The 19,995-nt window shown below is 47.4% G+C and carries 16 protein-coding genes and 1 pseudogene; 11 read left to right on the top strand and 6 right to left on the bottom strand.

The genetic code is table 11. From position 1 onward, the window contains the following. Window positions 1-62 precede the first annotated feature (62 nt). Entirely contained in the window at window positions 63-3,821 is a 3,759-nt protein-coding gene (locus tag ACKTT9_RS08495) for a response regulator (RefSeq protein ID WP_407871211.1), read from the bottom strand. Between the two features lie 173 nt (window positions 3,822-3,994). On the opposite strand from ACKTT9_RS08495, the gene ACKTT9_RS08500 reads away from it, so the two are divergent. After that, entirely contained in the window at window positions 3,995-5,698 is a 1,704-nt protein-coding gene (locus tag ACKTT9_RS08500; RefSeq protein WP_407871212.1) for a methyl-accepting chemotaxis protein, read from the top strand. 787 nt (window positions 5,699-6,485) lie between these two features. On the opposite strand, the gene ACKTT9_RS08505 is transcribed toward ACKTT9_RS08500, so the two are convergent. Next, a complete protein-coding gene (locus ACKTT9_RS08505) occupies window positions 6,486-7,601 on the bottom strand; it encodes an IS110 family transposase (RefSeq protein WP_407869224.1) in 1,116 nt (371 codons plus the stop codon). 428 nt (window positions 7,602-8,029) lie between these two features. Between ACKTT9_RS08505 and ACKTT9_RS08510 the strand changes: the two genes are divergently transcribed. From ACKTT9_RS08510 to ACKTT9_RS08550, 9 genes and pseudogenes are all read left to right on the top strand, one after another. After that, window positions 8,030-8,254, top strand: a complete 225-nt coding sequence (locus ACKTT9_RS08510; protein WP_407871213.1) for a hypothetical protein — start codon at window positions 8,030-8,032, stop codon at window positions 8,252-8,254. Window positions 8,255-8,487: 233 nt separating this feature from the next. After that, complete coding sequence (locus tag ACKTT9_RS08515) at window positions 8,488-9,615, top strand: stalk domain-containing protein (protein ID WP_407871214.1); 1,128 nt, start codon at window positions 8,488-8,490, stop codon at window positions 9,613-9,615. A gap of 158 nt (window positions 9,616-9,773) precedes the next feature. Then, window positions 9,774-10,100: an SPW repeat protein gene (locus ACKTT9_RS08520; protein WP_127456706.1), complete on the top strand. Its 327-nt coding sequence runs from the start codon at window positions 9,774-9,776 to the stop codon at window positions 10,098-10,100. A gap of 52 nt (window positions 10,101-10,152) precedes the next feature. Further along, window positions 10,153-12,331: pseudogene (locus tag ACKTT9_RS08525) on the top strand (class I SAM-dependent methyltransferase). 113 nt (window positions 12,332-12,444) lie between these two features. Further along, complete coding sequence (locus tag ACKTT9_RS08530; protein ID WP_157323147.1) at window positions 12,445-13,212, top strand: NUDIX domain-containing protein; 768 nt, start codon at window positions 12,445-12,447, stop codon at window positions 13,210-13,212. Between the two features lie 70 nt (window positions 13,213-13,282). Next, complete coding sequence (locus tag ACKTT9_RS08535; protein ID WP_407871215.1) at window positions 13,283-13,825, top strand: cysteine hydrolase family protein; 543 nt, start codon at window positions 13,283-13,285, stop codon at window positions 13,823-13,825. A gap of 63 nt (window positions 13,826-13,888) precedes the next feature. After that, a complete protein-coding gene (gene nadE, locus ACKTT9_RS08540; protein WP_407871216.1) occupies window positions 13,889-14,722 on the top strand; it encodes an ammonia-dependent NAD(+) synthetase in 834 nt (277 codons plus the stop codon). An 18-nt stretch (window positions 14,723-14,740) separates the two neighbouring features. Further along, the gene (locus ACKTT9_RS08545) at window positions 14,741-16,186 is read left to right on the top strand and encodes a nicotinate phosphoribosyltransferase (RefSeq protein ID WP_407872990.1); all 1,446 of its coding nucleotides are present in this window, start codon (window positions 14,741-14,743) and stop codon (window positions 16,184-16,186) included. Window positions 16,187-16,271: 85 nt separating this feature from the next. Next, window positions 16,272-17,102 carry an aldo/keto reductase gene (locus ACKTT9_RS08550; protein WP_407871217.1) on the top strand — a complete coding sequence of 277 codons (831 nt, stop codon included), beginning with the start codon at window positions 16,272-16,274 and terminating at the stop codon, window positions 17,100-17,102. Between the two features lie 333 nt (window positions 17,103-17,435). Here the strand turns inward: ACKTT9_RS08550 and ACKTT9_RS08555 are convergent, their stop codons facing one another. Continuing rightward, window positions 17,436-18,227, bottom strand: a complete 792-nt coding sequence (locus ACKTT9_RS08555; RefSeq protein ID WP_407871218.1) for a hypothetical protein — start codon at window positions 18,225-18,227, stop codon at window positions 17,436-17,438. Window positions 18,228-18,375: 148 nt separating this feature from the next. After that, window positions 18,376-18,588: a hypothetical protein gene (locus ACKTT9_RS08560; protein ID WP_157323138.1), complete on the bottom strand. Its 213-nt coding sequence runs from the start codon at window positions 18,586-18,588 to the stop codon at window positions 18,376-18,378. 329 nt (window positions 18,589-18,917) lie between these two features. On the opposite strand from ACKTT9_RS08560, the gene ACKTT9_RS08565 reads away from it, so the two are divergent. Then, a complete protein-coding gene (locus ACKTT9_RS08565) occupies window positions 18,918-19,151 on the top strand; it encodes a hypothetical protein (RefSeq protein WP_407871219.1) in 234 nt (77 codons plus the stop codon). A gap of 76 nt (window positions 19,152-19,227) precedes the next feature. Here ACKTT9_RS08565 and ACKTT9_RS08570 read toward each other — a convergent pair whose 3' ends face one another. After that, window positions 19,228-19,638, bottom strand: a complete 411-nt coding sequence (locus ACKTT9_RS08570; RefSeq protein ID WP_407871220.1) for an aspartyl protease family protein — start codon at window positions 19,636-19,638, stop codon at window positions 19,228-19,230. Beyond that, complete coding sequence (locus tag ACKTT9_RS08575; RefSeq protein WP_407871221.1) at window positions 19,628-19,885, bottom strand: hypothetical protein; 258 nt, start codon at window positions 19,883-19,885, stop codon at window positions 19,628-19,630. The genes ACKTT9_RS08570 and ACKTT9_RS08575 overlap by 11 nt, the downstream gene beginning before the upstream one ends. Between the last annotated feature and the right edge of the window lie 110 nt (window positions 19,886-19,995).

The following is a 19,995-nucleotide window of genomic DNA, read 5'->3' on the forward strand; positions in this document are numbered from 1 at the left end:
TAAAATACATGCTCCTGTCAGCAGGAGCCCTATGCATATAGTGACATAAAACCGCACATTTTTCAATCAAGCAGCAATTTTTGGATGGTGTGAAAGACCTCTTCCAAAGCGATCGCCAGGGATTGCACCTGATTTTGAATCAGGATGGTTTTGGATTCATCCAGAGGAGTGGACTGTTTCAACGTCTCTTCGAGCGCAGTTGCCGCGGCGTACACGCGATTTGCGGACAGGTTGCTTGATGAACCGCGCAATGTATGCAGGAGATGCAGGGCATCCTCATATTTGATTTGTTGGATAGTTGTTGTTAACTGCTCAATCAAATCTTGGGACTGTGCATGAAATTTCCTCAGCATTTGATGATAAATGTCGGTTTTGCCAAGCAGCCGTTCCAGCGCTTCCTCCCTATCGAGTCCGGGTGCCGCCATTTTTCCGCTCAAGCTTAAACAAGTGCTCACAGCGGCAAATAAGCGATCAGGAATGATCGGCTTGGAGATGACCTCATTCATGCCAGCGCGAATGCAAGCTAGACGCTTCTCCAGGGTAGAGTCGGCGGTGACGGCAATAATGGGAATGTGCCGCCATTTGGGCTGAAGCCGAATGCGTTTCGCAGTTTCAATGCCATCAAGATCAGGCATATGGATATCCATCAGGATTAATTGGTAATCCGAGGTTTCCAGGTGCTGCAAAGCTTCGAAACCATTAGAAGCTACTTGAACAACACCATTCATACTTTCCAAAAGGGAGCGAGCCACGGTCTGATTGATGTCATTATCCTCGACAAGCAGAATTCGCGGAAAGGATGGCCAAGCTTCTTCACTTTCAAGTTTTCCGGCTTCAGAAGTCTGGGCGACAACATCGGATGCATAACTGCCTGTGATTGTTTGCAGGGTTTGGTATAGAACGCTCCGGGAAACCGGCTTGACCAAAATCGCGTGCGGTGCGGCCTCCGCAGGCAGCTGCTCCAAGGCATCCCGGCCCGGCAAGGTTGTATAAATAATCGTTTTCAAGTTGTTCCGATTACAGGTCTCCAGCATGTCCAACCACACTTCTTCCCCATACATGTCAAAAGCCTCCATATCAAGCAGAACCAAATCCAGTGGAATAAGCTCGATAGCTTTCCTTGCTTCCTTCCAGGAGTAAACACCTGCCGCTTCCGAACACATAGATGCCAGCGTTTGCAGCAGCACGCGGTGCAGTTCGGGATGATCTTCCACAAGAAAGGCGCGGAGCGGGAAGCGGGTCTGTGACTTCGTCGTTTGCAAGGTTAAAGCAAAAGGAATGCTGACGCGGAATACACTGCCCAAGCCAGGCTCGCTGGAGGCTTCAATGGAGCCGCCCATATTATCAATGATGCTCTTGGAAATGACGAGTCCAAGCCCTGTTCCCCCGAATTTGCGGCTCGTGACTTCATCAGCCTGAACGAAAGGCTGGAACAGTTTGGCGAGCTGTTCATCATTCATGCCAATCCCTGTATCGCTGATCGTAAAACCGATAGAAACTCGATCTTCCTGAAGCTCCTGGACATGGACGCGCAGTGTGACGGTTCCTTGTTCTGTGAATTTAATCGCGTTGCTGGTTAAGTTCAAGAGAACCTGATACAGGCGCAAGGAATCGCCGATGAGGCCAAGCGGCACTCGCTCATCAATATCACAAATAAAATCGACCGACTTATGACCAAGCAGCACACTAAGCGTTTCGCATACGCGGTCAATCGTATCATCCAGCAGGAAGGCATGATGTTCAATGGCCAGCTTGTCCACCTCCAGCTTGGAGAAGTCCAAGATGTCGCTTATGATTTGCGATAAAGAAAGCGAGGATTTGGTGATCTTGGCCATATAATCCTTCTGCAGCGGAGTCATCGCGGTTCGTTCCATCAAATAGGATAATCCGACGATGCCATTGAGCGGTGTTCGAATTTCATGGCTCATCCGCGCAAGGAAAATGCCTTTGGTCAGGTTGGCATCATCAGCCTCCTGTTTCGCCAGGATCAGCTCATCTTTGGCTAACATTTGGTCTGTAATATCCCGCGAGATGGCGGAGAAGTAGCGTTCTCCCTTTTCGGCAGGCGTATGGGGAACGACCGTCACGGAGATGAAAATCCGTCGCTGCTCTTTCGTTAACGCTTCCGCTTCGAATTCCCAGAACCCTTCGCTTATTGCGGTAAGAAGCCCCTCTTCGAGATCGACATCACTTCGGATATCCACGTACTCGCTGAAATGATATTTGGCCGTTTGTTCATTCTCTAAGCCAATTAAATTTTTACCTGCTTGATTCATATAGAAAATGTAGCCTTGCTGATCAAAAGAAAGGATGGCGTCCCGCGCGCTTTCTACAATGGTAAGCAGCCGCATCTTCGTTTCATTGCTTTCTTTAATGTCGCTGATATCGCGGGCAATGATGACGTAACCTTTGAGATCGCCCCCCGGATGCGAAATAGCGCTGACACTCAATTGGACAAATAGGCGGGTTCCATCTTTATGATGCCATATCCATTCGCTATCTTCTTTCAGATGGCGAAGCGAACGAATCACGAGTGCTGTGCAATCGGCAGGCACAAATTCTCCGAGCTCAATCGTGTATTTGGCGGCTCTTTCAACTAGCTGATCGTGATTCAACCATATCAGAGGGGTAGCTTTTTTATGTACATCCGTGAACGTATAGCCAAGAAGTTCGGTCGCCCGGCGGTTCAGGTGATTGATTGTAAAATGAGGGTCCGTGACGATCATTGCATATTGATTGTGCTGAATGAAAGCTTCAAACGGTTCGAAAAGTTCACGCAGATTTTCAATCATACCGTTTACGGAATGCGCAAGAGCGCCTAGCTCATCTTTGCTTTTAAACTGGAGCGGCTTGATATAAAAGTCGCCGGCAGCCACAGATTCTGTGACGCGAAGAATTTGCTGAATCCGTGAAATGATGAGCGAATCCGCCGTTAAGCAAATCAGCAAGAACAAGATCGCGGCGGTTCCAGCGATTAAGCCAACGGTCCACCAAAGCAATGAACTGGCTGGTTGCTGGTAAACCGTCATCGGCATGGAATAACCGAGATGCCAATTTAAATTGGGCACACGGGCATAGAACCATTGCGCTCTTTTACCGTTATCCAAATATTGGTCCAAATAGCCGGCATCCTGCTGAAATGCTTCTTCCAAGACATAAGCCAATGAAGGGTTGTTGCTGAAAATATTCTGTTTTAAAATTTTGCTGGCATCCGTATGGTACAGGATGGTTCCTTCATGGTTCACAATGACGGTCTGAACCCCTTCAAGGGGCGTATGCAGGTGATCGCGAAAGGTAGCTTCCGCGTCTAGTGAAATATCCACGATGCTAGTAACTTCTTTGTTTGCATCGCAAACAGGAGTGGTAATGGTAATAATATATTTGCCTGAAATTTCGCCAATATAGGGATCTGAGATATAAGTTTTGCCTAGCAAAGCCTCTTCAAATCTCCGCTGACCTTTGATATTCAGCTTTTGACCCGTGGTAAGAAGAAGATTTCCATCCGGATCCGCCACCCCCATTGCCAAAAAGCGATTGTTCCCGGCTTGCAGTTCTTGGGTCAGGTATGCCAACCGTTCCTGAACAGTTCCATTCTTCATGACGCTAACACGACTTATCATCTCAACCTCGGCTAGGCGAATGGACAGGAAGTCATATAAATTTTGCGCGGAATTGGCGACAGAAGTGATGGATTGGGCTTTGATTTGCCCAATTAATTTATCTTTTGAAAGCTTGTAATTCGTAAAACCTACAACCGTTAATGAAAAAGTAGTGATGAGAACAAGAAGTGCAACAAGCTTGAAACGTAAAGATAGTGACATCGGAAGCCTCCATAAATCGTCAAGATTCATCAAAATGTTAGGAAAACTTACAATTTTGATAACTGTATTACGTAATTCATTTAACGATTTCGTTTTATGATGATAGGTAACAGGATGATTTGAGTATACATCATTGTGGGGTCATTCATTCATTACTTGGAGGGATTTCAATCATGCGTTTTACTGTAAGATCGAAAATGATGATGGTATTTGCAATTATTTTTCTCATGGTCGCAGGGTTAAGTTTAACTGATATGACGCGGATGGGCGTGCTCAAAGACAACAGTGCGGAGATGGCTACGAATTGGATGGTAGGGGTGCAAATCATTGATGAGATTCATTTTAACTCGGAGCATATTTTAACCCTCTATTATCAGAAAAAATTAGAACCGGATCCCAAAAAACATGAGCCTCTCGATGCAGGCATTGCTCAAGCGATGACAGGAATCGACAAATTGTTAGAAAACTATAAGGGAAGTCTCTCCGGGGACGATGATACCACCAAGTTCAATGAGCTTAACAAAAGCTGGGAAGAGTTCAAAGCAGCCTTCTTGGTAAACAAACAATTATCCGCTGATCCGACGAAAACGAAGGAAGCTGCCGAAAGCCTTCAGGCGTTGTCAACTACATTTGGCAAAGCGCAAAAAACAATGGCCGAGATGGTAACCTTTAACCAGGATGGCGGAAAGCTGGCGGATCAAGAAAATAAAAATCTGTATCAAAAAAGTGTCATGATCTCACTCATCGTATTAGGTGCATTGATCGTCTTCATGCTGGCTGCTTGTTACGCACTTGTTAGCAATATCTCCACACCTGTTCGCAAAACGTCACAGGCTTTAAACCGCATTGCGAACGGCGATCTTACCGTGGAGCCCATTATCGTGAAAAATAAAGATGAAATCGGCGACTTGGCCGGTTCCGTGAATCAAATGGTCGACCATCTGCGCCATTCGGTGCATCATATGCTGCAAGCTGCGGGTAGTGTGGCAGCATCCTCCCAGCAGTTATTTGCCAGTTCGGAGCAAAATACGTCCGCTTCCCAGCACGTGGCGGCAGCTGTGCAGGAATTCGCAACCGGTGCGGATATCCAAGCGCAAAGCTCGATGGAGTGCGGCAGAGCGATGGAGGAAATGTCGGTCGGCATTCAACGGATCGCAGAGACGACCTCGGATGTATCAGAGCTGTCCATTTCCGCAACGCAAATGGCAGAGGAAGGCACACACGCTATGGAGCGGGTTGTTTATAAAATGCAAGCGGTCAGCCATTCGGTTGACTCGGCGAATCAGGTCATACAAGAGCTGGAGAGACACTCCCAGAGCATTGGGCAAATCTCGACGCTGATTGGAAATATCGCTTCCCAAACGAATTTGCTCGCTTTGAACGCGGCAATTGAGGCTGCGCGTGCCGGAGAGAGCGGCAAAGGATTTGCGGTTGTTGCGGGAGAGGTTCGCAAGCTGGCCTCCCAAACGGATGAATCCGTGCGTGACATCTCTGAACTCATCTCCAACATTCAAAGGGATTCTGTTCGCGCTGCGGGGGTTATGAACACTGGACTCCTGGAAGTGCAGGAAGGCTTGAAAGAAGTAGGCAGCGCCGAGATGGCCTTCGGTCAGATCGTAGCAGCTTCGCAGGAAGTAGCGAGCAAAATCCAGGAAACTGCTGCAGCTGCACAACAGATGGCTGCTTCCACGGAGCAGATTGCCGCAACAGTGGCTAATGTCGGTTCTGTCGCACAGCAAACATCAGGAACAGCGCAGTCTGTAGCTGCTGCTACGGAGGAGCAGCTGGCTTCCACCGAGGAGATTACCTCTTCGGCGAGAAACCTATCGACGATTGCTCAGGATCTGCATCAAGTGGTGACGGCTTTCCGTGTTTAGACCTGGATTCATAAGCTAGTTTAATAGAACTTCTCTGAGACTGTCTCAGGGAAGTTTTTTTTATTCAAACAAATATTTTTCGTTGTAAAGATGGCTGTGCAGCAAAGTTGAAGGGCTACGTTGTATTACATACAACGTAATGGTGGGGTCAGACCGCGATCGCGGTCTTTCGTTGCGCAAAATACAACTATTTGTTGCGAAAGGTGAATTGTAAGCGGTTTAAATGCAACAATCGTTGTACAAAGTGCACTATAGAGGCGAAGTGAGGCCCTTTTACGGCTAAATGGTTGCGCAAAATACAACATAGCTGTTACTGTCGCTGCTATCGCTCCAACGGTTCCTCCCTGAGGGGGAACTACAGAGCCCTGATATGAACGCACTCTGTCAAGCCCCCAATTTAGTACGAGAGTAATTGAGTGTTTTTTGTAAGCAAATAACTCGGCACAGGAGCAAAATGCAAGCAACGGCTAGCATCCTGATATTCGCGGGCTGGTTACCGCAGTTAATGACTTTCGTTAAGAAGAGCTTCCTGTAAACTATTGTCGCACGCAGCTATTAGCAAACCTATAGTTGTGCATAAGGCCTCACACGGACTCTCTTCAACCCCTACTTTGCTCCTGGGCCCAATTATTGCTTTTGTTTCACCATACTTAGGTATCTTATTCCTGCTAAAGTATCGACTGTCAAGGCCGCGAAGCGCAACGTTTAGCCTTGACAGCTCGGATGATTTGAAGACTATGTCTTGTCCCAGCCTGTCGGCTGGGCACTCTAAACCCTGTTGTCGGTTTTAGGCCGTTACAGATCGTTCGACTTTACACGCGATTTCCCAGATGAATCCGACTAGTTCTCGCGCAACTGCTGTTACAGCTACATTAGATTCTTTTCCACGGTACACAAGTTTACAGTATTTGCTGTTCAGCCGTATTTGCGCTCTCCATGAGACAGCCAGAAGTTCGCCTTCCTGACCTTCCATTCGTTTTCTAAGTTCCCTGCCTATCGATGGCTTATGACGATAACTCCAACTTGATTCAACCAAAGTGCGACGAACTCCACGATTACCCGCCTTGGTAATACTTCCTCTTCGCGTACTAAGTCCTGTAGAATGCTCTCGTGGGACCAAGCCAAGGTAAGCCATGAGCATGGCAGGATTTCGGAAACGTGTAAAACAACCTATTTCAGCAACAAGCGTAAGCGCCGAGATGATGGCTACCCCTTTTAATACCTGAAGTGCTTTAACGACTGGACCCAAAGCCCCTTTTTGAGCATATTGAATAATGCTCGCTTCCAGACGTTGAAGGCGACTTTCGGATTCATGAATCGCCTGCAAATATTCTTGAAACATGAGCTGATCAGATTCTCTTTCCCATTTCAAGCTGGTCAACCACTCTCTGTAATTTCGTGTCCAACGATTTTTGATGGCAGGTGGATGAGAAATTTGACGCCGCAGAAGTAACTTTAATACCCGCTGGCGATCTCGATGGAGATCCTCTTTCGCATCCTCTCTTGAGCGAACAAGATCGCGAAGAGCTTCTTGTTCAGGAGTTGGTACGTGCACAGCTGTTAGTTCTCCCGCGCGAAACAGTGTAGCAAGACGAAGGGCATCTCGTTTATCTGTCTTAATTTGATCGCCTGTCCGGACTGGAATGAGGGAAGGGGCGATAACTTTACAAGTAATACCGAGCGCAGTTAGCCAGTGAAAGAGTACATAACCCGTTGGGCCAGCTTCGTAACAAACTTCTAAGTTTTCAGCATTGCCGAGTTGTCTCATTATTTTCTTTACGAACTCCAGTTTATGAGGGAAGTGCCCAACGAAGCGAGGTTCGTCGCGTCCAGCGTCTGCAACAGCAACAGAAATCTTGTCTTTAGATACGTCTAAACCTATGAATTTTGTGGTATGCTTCATATTAACAGCTCCTATTTTGCTTATTAGCTCTGGATTGGTATGGATTGATTGTTCATTACCAGTTTAGCCTACGATTCAGCAAATATTAGGGGCTGTTGTGCGTTCATCATAACTATTTCATCGAAATAGTCTCTTCTTCACGTGGAGGGGAACTGACGTCCTCTATTTGTCCGTTTTCTTGAAGGAATCGGGATTAGCCGGTCAAATAGGGCTCTGCAGTTCCACTTGAACGCGGAAACGGGCTTAATTTGTTAGAATAGCGCCCTGTAGTTCCTCTAGGTGGCCAGCCAGCTTAGCTCTCCTATGAGGATGCCCCCTCCGCCAAATGTCTCAGTAACGCTGGATTTTTAGCGGCGTTGGGTGTTCTCCATCGCCAAAATACGTTGTATTAAAACAAAACAATTCCATCAACTAGGAGGTGCACTTCTGTGAGTCTAGTTAACAGTTCAAAATCACAATTCTCTTTTATCAAGAAAGAAAATCAAGATGACTTGGCCATTACGATTAACAACTCTTCGAAAGAAGCGCGTACTCTCTCTTTGGTTGTAAGAGATGCCGACACAGGAAACAGGCTGCCCGCGACAATAAATGGAGAGTATCTGGCAGATGAGGTACAAATTCCCCCGGGAAACTCTGCGAGTTCTGCACATTGATGTGACTCATGCAGGTCGTCAGGTAGTTGTTGAGTTCACACGCAGCTCATCAGGAAGCGGAATGTCGATTAGGCAAAAAAACAGTTCAATGAATGGCAAGGTCGTGGATTTTATTGAATTGCTTTTAAAATGATAAAACGTTCAGACTTTTTCATTCGCTCGTGCGTCTTGTTATCGTGAAGGTAAGAACAAACACAGATGACTAGACCATAATGAATGAGGAGTGACGTGAAATGAGAAAAAATCCTTTTAACATGTTGAAAATGAGTGTGCTCGGATGTGCGGTGCTGGTTGGCGTAAGCGGTGCTGTACTAACCGCTGGATCAGCTTCAGCAGAAACAGTGACGGCTGTTCCTATCAGTGCGAAGGTGACACCGATTGCCATCAAAGCCGCAGCGGTTCAGTTGAAAGAGGTAGTGCTTTCCTCCAAAACGGAAAATTTGAAGACGAATGTCAAAGTTCCTCAGCTTACCGGGATGCTGGATACGAAATATCAGGAGCAGTTGAACGATATTCTTTTGTCCCATGCCAATGAAGATTTGACGAACTGGGAGAAAGAGGCGGATGAAGCTGCAGCTGATGCTAAAACCAAAGGTTTTACGTATCGTCCCTATGAACTCACGATTATTTATGAGTTGAAGTCGGATGGCACGGGTTCCCCGGCGGGGCTTGTCTCCCTGCAAATTACGACGTACGGAGCCACTGGAGGAACTGGCATGCCGCGCGTTGACACCTACAATGTGTTAAACCGTGAAGAAGCTCAGCGCGTTACCTTGCAGGATGTGCTTGGTGACAGTTACAAAGAAACCGTAGATGCTGGAGTTCGAGCGGCCATGGATGAGCATCCGGAGAACTATTTTAAGGACGATTTCAAGGGCATTGAAGAGTCACAGGGCTTTTATGTGGAAAAGGGAGAAGCGGTCGTCGTATTCCCGAAATATGCGATCGCACCGGGCGTGATGGGTTCACCGGAATTCCGGTTTCCACTAGCTGCGGATTTGACCATTCCTGTTAAACCGGAGCCGGCTCCCAAAATGGCTTTGGATTTGGCTGCCGGTGACCAAATAACGAGTGCAGAAGGCGTAAGCTTGGTGCCATTCCGTAAGGTAGCAGAAGGTCTTGGTTACGAAGTAACTTGGAACCAAGCCACGTATGCGGCTGAGCTTCATAAAGGAGCGCAATGGACGAGTGTGACCGTGGGTAAAGACAGCTATTTTTATGCGAAAATGGCACCTGTGTCCTTGGGCGCAGCCCCGGTCATTCAGAATGATACCTTGTATGTGCCGCTCAAGTTTGTGTCAGACATTCTGAAAGCTGAAGTGAAAACAGGAGATGCCGGCGTTTTACACATTGAACAGTAATTCATTCATAAGCTCATAACCACGAAGCCTCTAGTCCGCCCAAATAAATGGGTGAGCTGGAGGCTTTTCTATATCACATATTTGAAAGCGTTTGCGTATACTATATTATCTCGTAAAAGATCTCCTTTTACGTTGCCAAAACTTGTAGGAGGTGGAAGATGACCATGTATTTGAAAAATGGATTGTCGGCGTGCATGGGACTCTGGTTTTTGGTCAGCCCCTGGGTGTTTGGATTTGAGGCTCAAACGAATGCGTTTTTTGTCTGTGTGCTGCTTGGAAGTGTGCAATTCGTGGGATCGCTGCTCGCTCTAGGGAAGTCAGGGAAGCGGGTCTGGCAGAACTGGCTGTGCCTGTTGATTGGTGCCATTTTTATTCTCTTTCCGAATGTGTTCTATGTAGAGTTGATGGCCTATTTCTTGTTTGTCGTGCTTGGTTTCTTGACCATTCTCATCAATTACGCGAATTTGTATGCCGACGAGCAATGATCGATTATACTGTTGTTAAGTACCAACTTCCTATAGGAGGAAACACATAGATATGCTCCGTTCATTAGAACTGATACACAACTATCGAACAGGGGACACCGCAGCAGCTTCTGAGCATAAATGGCTATCCTACATGGTTTCGGCGGAAGAGCGCATCGTGAACTTCGAGCGCATTCAGTCGATCCAGGAGCTGGCTCAGGCGAACCCTGTTCTTGATTATGTCCAGCGGACCTTGCTCAGGTTGGACGAGCTTGGGTTGTCTTTTTGGAAGAAGGAAGTGTTGGAAGAAGTATTGATCTGGTCTGAGGTCTCTAAAGGAGGTACTCTGAGGGATCGCTTCACGTGGCAGAATCAAGGGATTCATCTCTATGTACATAATCAAGGCTCCGCCCAACTGTACAAGCTTCATGCTGGGAATTCAAGTGATAAATCGGCTGTGATACATACGTTAATCTATACGCACGGGCTCATTGGACAGACGATTCGAGGGGAAGTCCCACTGCGGGAACACGCTCCGTTAACCCAATTAGTGGAAGATCGCTTGTTATCGGCAGATGAGTTAAGGGATTTGCTTCTGGCGCTGAACGAGTGCATCATTGCGGCTGTTTCGGAAGAGCTTTGGCTTTCGGTCAGCAGTCAAGTAAGGTCGTTGATTGAGAAGATTTTATTAGGAGCATTGAAACCAGAGATTTCATTGAAAGACAGGTTGGCTAAATTACGCGGCAACTCTATCCGAAAAGGTGAAAATTTCGAGCGGGACTATCAGAGGATTTTGGATGAAGCACCTGATCTGCTAGATGGTTTAGGGGCTTTTTTGGAAGCGACAACCTTATGGTATGTAGAAGCGGCTTTTCAGGATTTTACATTAAGGCAGATGGTTCGTGTATTTCTGATTATCCAAGAGGCCTGCCGTGAAGGGGGTTCAGTCCGCCATATCAGCTTTGAGCCCTTCATGAATATCTTGTATTACGATTACAAAGGCAGTAAGAAAGTCAACGTCTACAAGAAACGGATGATCGAAAAATATGTGGATGAGATGACGTGGGAAGAAATAGCCGAAGGAAATCTTGTATTACGATTACAAAGGCAGTAAGAAAGTCAACGTCTACAAGAAACGGATGATCGAAAAATATGTGGATGAGATGACGTGGGAAGAAATAGCCGAAGGAAAACTGGCGTGGAGCAACGGCCACTTGAAGCACCTCATTGAGCGGAAATCTCAGCTTGCGGATACCGTGTTTTTTACATGCCAATTTTCCCCTGCTGCTGAGAAGCTGATTGAATTCTGCGTAGAAGCCGAGAAGTCCCCGTTATATGAAAAGGCTGTACTGCTGCTATTCGATCTGTTTGAATTGCGGCGAGATGCCTACGACCGTTTTCACAATGAAGAAGATTATTTGACCACAATGAATCAGACGGCAGATTATAAGAAGTTGATGCTGGACTACGTCGTTGGGAAGCGTGTTGTCGATATCGGTCCGGGCGGTGGCGTCATGCTCGATCTGATTGAACAGTATTTGCCGGACAAGCATCCCATTGGGATTGATATTTCCTCAAACGTGATCGAGGCGCTGGAGCGCAAGAAGCAGCTGGAAGGTCATCAATGGACGGTTCTAAAAGGGGACGCGCTTGATCTGAAGCAGTATGTTGAACAAGGAACCATTGATACGGTCATCTTTTCCTCCATCCTACATGAACTTTACTCCTACATCCCTTATGATGGGAGAAAATTCAACCATGCGACCATTGCGGCGGCACTGCGCAGCGCTTACGATGTTCTTTCGCCTGGCGGGAGAATCGTGATTCGCGATGGGATTATGACAGAGCCTGTCGAGCAAAAGCGAACAATTCACTTTTTGCAGAACGGGGATATGGCGTATCTCGAACGGTATGCAAAGGATTTTGCCGGACGAGAGATTAAGTATGAGGTTGTTGAGGCGGATAAAGTGGTTATGCCAGTCAATGATGCGATGGAGTTTCTCTATACCTATACTTGGGGCGAGGAAGCGTATGTGCATGAAGTGCAGGAACAATTCGGTTACTTTACACCGAGTGAATACATAGCTTTTATCCATCGTACGCTGGGACCTGGGGCCAAAATTATTGAGAACCGGCATTTCCTGCAGGAAGGATACACGGAAGCGCTGAAGGGTAAAGTAAAACTGCTGGATGAAAGTGGAACCGCGGTTGCGCTGCCGGACAGCACCTGTTTAATAGTCATCGAAAAATAGGCTGTTACGATTTGTCATTCTGGAAAAAAACTGTTGCGCGCGTCATTTTAATATGTCATAATGAAAATATCAAAACGACAATATGATTAATCGCATCCAAGCAGGTGATCGCCTTGAACGCAGAAAATGAAAGCAATTATCAAGCCAGCAAATATCGCACGCCAGATGGTGCGCCTGCCGACATCGTGATCTTCACCATCACTTCCGAAGGCAAGGATTCTACGAAGAAGTCGCTCCCGCATAGAGAGCTGCAAGTGCTGCTCATTCAAAGAAAGCAGTGGCCTTTCGAAGGACAATGGGCGCTGCCAGGCGGATTCTCGTCCGAAAACGAAACGATTCAGGAGAGCGCGCGGCGCGAGCTGACGGAGGAAACGGGAGTTTCCGATGTCCACCTTGCCTACTTCAACGTGTACAGCACGCCGAAACGCGATCCTCGGGGGTGGATCATCTCTCACGCATTCTTCGCGTTAGTGCATGAGCGCTTTCTGGAAAAGCGCCAAGCCGCAGATGATGCCGCAGATGTCCGGTTGTTTCCTGTGGAGGAAGCGCTCGCGATGGATCTTGCGTTTGACCACGAAATCATCGTTCGTGATGCGCTTGCCCAAATTCAGACAAAGATGCTCACGACAACGATCGCCAAAGAGTTTTTGTCCGAGGAATTCACAATCAGTGAATTGTATCAAGTGATTCAGACGGTCGTCCCGACCTTCAACGAGCGGAATTTTATCCGTAAAATTACATCTACACAGAGCCGCAAAGGGATTATTGAAGAGGTTCTGGACCACAACGGACAAGGGAAAATGTCAAATCGGTATTCCCAACGTGCGGCTCAGCTCTACCGTTTCACTGATTATGTGCCTCAGCTGTCCATTTACAGCTAGGCCTCTCTTTTACCCTTTGATATTGTCTTATTAATACTATCAAATATACTGAATCAAGGAGTTGGTTAAGATGAAAGCATTGATTATTATTGATTATACGGTCGATTTTGTTGACGGGAAGCTTCCTTGCGGGGAACCTGGTATTGCCATAGAAACTCGAATTTCCGAGATCACGGAGGCATTCGTAGAGCAGCAGGATTTCGTCGTTATGGCGGTGGATCTGCATGATGAACAAGATCCGTATCATCCAGAGACGAAGCTGTTCCCTCCGCACAATATCCGAGGCACAGCGGGCCGCGATTTATATGGCCGGTTGAAAACCGTGTATGAACAGCATAAAAACGATATGTATTGGATGGATAAAACGAGATACAGCGCCTTCTGCGGTACGGATTTGGAGCTGAAGCTCAGAGCCAGAGGCATTCAGGAACTTCATCTGATTGGCGTTTGCACAGATATTTGCGTGTTGCACACAGCGGTGGATGCTTACAATAAAGGCTTTGACATCGTGGTGCATGAGGACGCGGTTGCCAGCTTTAACAGCCAAGGCCATGCGTGGGCATTGCAGCATTTTGAAAGCACACTTGGGGCTAAAGTTGTTCGCGGTTGGTAGTATGAAACAGCAGCATTAACAGGAATGCTAGGATCATCCAATATAATGAAGGAGATGTTCCCAATGCCACATACGACACAAGCGGAAATTCAAACTATATTGCATGTAGAAAGCGAAATTAACCCGGAGAACGAAATTCAACGCCGCATCCAGTTCCTTAAAGAATATCTTCGCTATACAGGAGCCAAAGGTTACGTATTGGGTATGTCCGGAGGCCAAGACTCCACATTAGCAGGCAAGCTGGCTCAAATGGCGATCGATGAAATGAATGCGGAAAGCGGCAAGGATGCTTATCAGTTTATGGCGGTTAGATTGCCCTATGGCATCCAAAAAGATGAAGAAGACGCGCAAGCAGCCATTCAGTTCATTGCGGCAAGCCGAGTTATCACGGTCAATATTCAACCGGCGGTTGATGCATCGGTGAAGCAATTTGCGGAAGCGACAGGCGAAACGCTGGGTGATTTTCATAAAGGGAACGTTAAAGCTCGCGAGCGTATGAAGGTGCAGTATGATTTAGCTGCGCATTATGGGCTTTTGGTGCTAGGGACGGATCACGCCGCTGAGGCTATTACGGGCTTTTATACGAAACATGGGGATGGCGCCTGCGATGTGGCTCCCCTCTATGGGCTCGATAAGGGGCAAGGCAAGGAACTACTCAAGCGGCTTGGATGTCCGGAGCATTTGTATTTGAAAAAGCCTACGGCTGACTTGGAGGATTTGAAGCCGGGTCTTCCGGATGAAGAAGCCCTTGGTGTTAGCTACGTGCAATTGGATACCTATTTGGAGGGCCGCCCCGTTCCTGCTGATATCGCTCAGAAAATTGAGGAACGATATACGATTACGGAACATAAACGCAGAGGACCGGTGACTTGCTACGACACTTGGTGGAAAGGATGATTTTATATGAACTACGAAATGAATTATGAAAATTTGACGCTTCACACAGATAAATATCAAATCAATATGATGTACGCGCATTGGTTAAAAGGCACATATCAAGAGAAAGCCGTTTTCGAAGTGTATTTCCGCAAGCTGCCGTTTGACGGCGGATACGCTGTTTTTGCCGGCTTGGAGCGGCTCGTTCATTATATCAAGCACCTGCGTTTCGGGGATGACGAAATTGCTTATCTGCGCGAACAGGAAGAAAATTACCGCGAAGACTTTCTTGAAGCGCTGCGCGCGTTCAAGTTCAGCGGCGATCTGCAATGCGTACCGGAAGGTACGCTCGTTTTCCCGAACGTGCCGCTTGTGCGCGTAGTCGCCAGCATCTTTGAGGCGCAGTTTGTCGAGACGGCGATTCTCAACTTCGTGAACTACCAGACGCTTATCGCGACGAAAGCTTCGCGGATCAAACAGGTCGTCCCGAACGAGGTGCTGCTCGAGTTCGGGACGAGGCGCGCCCAAGAGGCTGACGCAGCGATCTGGGGCGCAAGAGCCGCTTACATCGCGGGCTTCCACGCGACGTCGAACTTGCGGGCCGGGATGCTGTTCGGCATCCCGACCAAGGGCACCCACGCGCACGCATGGGTGCAGGCCTTCGACACGGAAGAGGAAGCTTTCCGTGTGTATGCTGAAGCGCTGCCGGAGCAAGTGACGCTGCTCGTGGACACGTACGACACGCTGCGCAGCGGCGTGCCGAACGCCATTAAGATCGCGCGCATGCTGCAGCAGCAAGGCAAGCGCATGAACGCCATTCGCCTCGACAGCGGCGATTTGGCGTATTTATCCCAGCAAGCGAGGCTTATGCTGGATGAGGCGGGCTTTCCCGAGGTGGCGATCGTCGCCTCGAATGATCTCGATGAGAATATCATCGAGGGGCTGAAAGCCCAAGGGGCCAAAATCGATGTCTGGGGCGTTGGCACCCAGCTCATTACTGCTGCCGATCAGCCTGCGCTCGGCGGGGTTTACAAGCTTGTTGCCCTGGAGAAAAACGGCTCGTTCGAGCCGGTTATCAAAATCTCGGGCAACCCCGAGAAAGTGTCCAATCCCGGCTTCAAGGAAGCCTACCGGATTATCAACAAAAAAACCGGTAAAGCGGAAGCCGATTACCTGGCTATGGAGCACGAGGTCGATATTCAGCGCGGCGAACGAGTGAAGTTGTTCGATCCCACGCATACGTATATCTACAAGTATATCGAGGACTACGAAGCGGTTCCGCTGCTTAAACCGATTTTTACGGGAGGCGAGCTTGTCTATGAGCTGCCTACGTTGGATGAGATTCGGGCGTATCATAAGGAGCAAATCCGCACGTTTTGGCCGCAATATTTACGCAAACTCAACCCGGAAGGCTATCGTGTTAACTTAAGCACAGAGCTATGGGAGCTGAAAATGAATTTGATCCATGCGCATACCATTATGTGATTGGATACTCCGAGTGATATGATAGGGATTGTGCGTACTCTTTCAAGAGCCGTCATATCCTATGAACTGATGGAGGGATTATCCAATGTCGACGCAAGCATTTACTCAAGGAGTTCAACTCAATAAAGGCGTGCATATGCCATGGTTGGGACTAGGTGTTTGGAAAAGCAAAGAAGGCCAGGAAGTCATTAGCGCTGTAAAAACGGCCCTTCAACTGGGCTACCGAAGTATTGATACGGCCGCAATCTATCAGAATGAAGAAGGTGTTGGTCAGGGGCTGCGTGAAAGCGGTGTGCCGCGCGACGAGATTTTCGTCACCACCAAAGTGTGGAACTCGGATCAGGGCTATGAGTCCACCCTGCGGGCCTTTGAAGCAAGCCGCAAACGGCTCGGCCTCGAGACGATTGATCTGTATTTAGTTCACTGGGCTAAACCGGCGACGTATCGGGAAACTTGGAAAGCCCTTGTTCATTTGTACAAAGAAGGCCATGTGCGCGCGATTGGCGTTAGCAATTTTCAAATTCATCATTTGCAGCATGTGATTGAAGATACAGGTGTCGTGCCTGCGGTGAACCAAGTCGAATACCACCCGCAGCTGGCGCAAAAAGAACTGCTCGCCTTCACTCGCGAGAATAACATTCAGCTGGAAGCTTGGAGTCCGCTGATGCAGGGGAATCTCGATCATCCGGTGCTGTCGCAGCTCGCGGCCAAGCATGGGAAATCAGCGGCACAAATTGTGCTGCGTTGGGACATACAGAACGGTGTCGTCACGATTCCGAAATCGGTGACAGCGCATCGGATTCGCGAGAATGCGAATATTTTTGATTTTGAGCTGAGCGCTGAGGATATGGCTCTCGTGGATTCGTTGAACCAGAACAAACGAATTGGGGCGGATCCGGACAACGTGCCGTTCTAAAAATGTGGAATTCCCGCGGTTTGTTGGCGGGAGTTCTTTTTTTTGTCTCCCTCTAGCCACTAATACCGCCAAGAGTAACTGAATCCTTCTTAGTTCCACTTAAGTAGCCACTGCTCTGTTACGGACTCAGAAGCCGTTATTTTACCAATTTCGGCTAGATTTGAGGTTGCTATCGGACTGAGGTGACGTTATTTATGGATTTTGACGCTGTTTTAGGTGTTTTTAGGACCTATAACAGCTCCTGAGTCCGTTAGATGCATTTTCTATCCCAAAAGCGGCAAATAGAGTCATCTCAGTCCGTTAGCTGATAGCAACCACTCCCTCCGACTCTACTTACTTCCGCAGCGTAATCATCTGATACACCTCGCGATGATCGCCGGGCAGCACGTAGTCCGCAACCTTGAGCTGCGAGGAACCGTCGCCGTCCAGAAAAAGCCCGTCTACGAGCTGACCGCTCCCCACTTGCTCCAATATGGCTGTGCGGAATTGTTCACCCGTGCATGGTGTAGGAGCTACGACCAGGTATACGTTATTGTTCCGGTCATACACGATACCTGAGCGCATGCGCTTCTCGTCAATGACCGGCATCTCTTCCGAAACCGCTTGGGCCGCCCAACCGTCTGGGTTCGTCAGTCCCATGCTCACACCGCCCTGCGCCCAGTACTGGTTGCGATCCATGACTTTCAGTTCATTGGCGTTTTCGACCACTTGAATCGTGAAAGTTTGCGCCTTTTCATCCCAGACCAACGTCCCTCGTTTGCGGTCGATATTAAACCAGCCGGAGCCGTAATCGCCGGGCTGTCCTTTGACCGGGAGGTCGTTAATGACGGCAATGCTTAGCAGATAACCCTGCCAAAAGAACCCGCCGTTGATCCCATTGTCGCTCAGGTCCGTGATATTCGCGGTGATAGCCTTGAGTCCTATATTTTGCGGCGGAGTTCGAATCGTGTGGAGGGTAACGCCATTGCTTGCCTGATCGACGCGATACTCGGAAATGGGGAGGTTCGGCGGTCGGACATGTCCATGAGTCCCCCAGACGATGGTCCATATGAAACTAGTTATCATAATCAGGAGATAGATAAGTAGGGAGGCTGCTTTATTTTTGGCTAGACGGATCGTATACATAAGGCAACTCCTATCATTTCAATCATTTCATTTCTATCAGTCTATGAAACTCAGAACTAAATTATGCTAAGTCGCACGAAAAAAGCCCATCCGTAAAGTGAAGGAGTCACTCTAGCGAATAGGCTTTTCTTGTATGTACCAATCCTGATTAAAAAATTGGAATTCTCGCTTTATTTCCATCCTTTGCGTATAAAATGGCTTCGGAGCTGAATAAGTCTACATGCTCTAAAGTATGACCAAGATTCGTCGTTGTAAATTTGTTATAACGAAGAGCGTTGATCAGAGAGGGAATTAGTTTGTGGTCCGTGCCGATAAAGTTCACAGAAATTGGTCTCTTGTTAAATAAAATATTCATTCTCACTTTCAACTCATCTCCTGACATGAAAATTATTATCAATTAACTGAGTTTTAAGCGTAACATCCCTTGAATAGGATGTCCGTCGATTACCGTTGTCGGAATAGCACTACTTTTGTCGGTTGGAAAATAGCTCTTGATCGTTTGTTTTTGCTTATTAACAATGGTTCGTTTGAACATGATACACTTAATAATGTCACCGGTACAGGAGTATTGGTAGAATAGAACTTAAATTCAAAAACCTCCAAAGCCACAAGGTTCGGAGGTTTTTTGCTCTACACTACAGAAATACGGTTCAATATTGGTATAATTCAAACAAAAAGGAGGCGAAGCTCTTGAATTTTAGTCTCAAAGCTCCAGACGGCACAGTTATTAATTCGTATTTGAAAGATCACAAAGTGTTCATCCGAATTGCAGGCATGGAATATGAGGTCTACTGTCTTGTGGACGAGTTTGATTCCGATCCGGAAGTTAGACAAATGATTGAGGCTTCCGAGAAAGACTTAAAGCAAGGGAAAGTTTATTCTACAGAGGAGATGGTTGAAGCTATAAAGCGTGGTGAACTATAGTTATTAGAGGTTGCTATTCACGAATCAAAGTTTCATTGATATAGATGGGGAAGTTGGCTTAGCTAATCGTGACAGATCAATTCCAACTGTGGTCATTGTGTTCTCTTAATTTTGTGTACATACTAAAATTAGATAAGTCCAGTACGATATTCGCCGCCATAAGTAGATCCAATCCTAATAGCCCATTAATCTCAAGTTTTTCATGCATAGCACCAACATCGAGCTTGAAACTATCAATCTTGAAGTCACCCAGCGTGACAAAATCAAACGCTTTTCTAAAACAGTTCTCTTCATCGCCGATGCCGAAAGCACTGATAATTTCGTCTCCAGTCTCAAAATAAACGCCGATATCAGCCACAGCATCGGCGGAAAGGAGTGTGTGGGAAGCACCGGCATCAATGACCATCTTGTCTATCGTGAGTGCTTGTCCCTTGTAATTTATCGTAATCGAGGTCTGCAGCAATCCATCCACAAGATTAACTTTCATGCTGTACAACTCCTCGTAAGCCTCTAAGTGCGCGGAGCTCAATCTTCAGCTCTTCATTCGAAGTGTGAGACACAACGATACCGTCCTTTGAACGGAGCAGTTCCAAAGTTGCAACCTTGGGATCCTGAATAGCAGTAATCAAAGCAACTTCGTCTACATATTTGGTATTGCCTTCGATATGGGATGCAAGGATTTGCAGCTTAACGTATTGGTCAGGATAAATCTTACGAACTTCTTCCCATTGCATAGCTGGCACACCTCCACTAGGTTCTTATAACTCCATTTTATCACAAAACAGGTAACAACCAAGCTCTCACAAAAATCCGTGATCGTTCTTTGAGAGCTTATTTGCGCTGT

The sequence above is a fragment of the Paenibacillus sp. P36 genome, from assembly GCF_045866505.1.
Classification (GTDB): domain Bacteria; phylum Bacillota; class Bacilli; order Paenibacillales; family NBRC-103111; genus Paenibacillus_E; species Paenibacillus_E chondroitinus.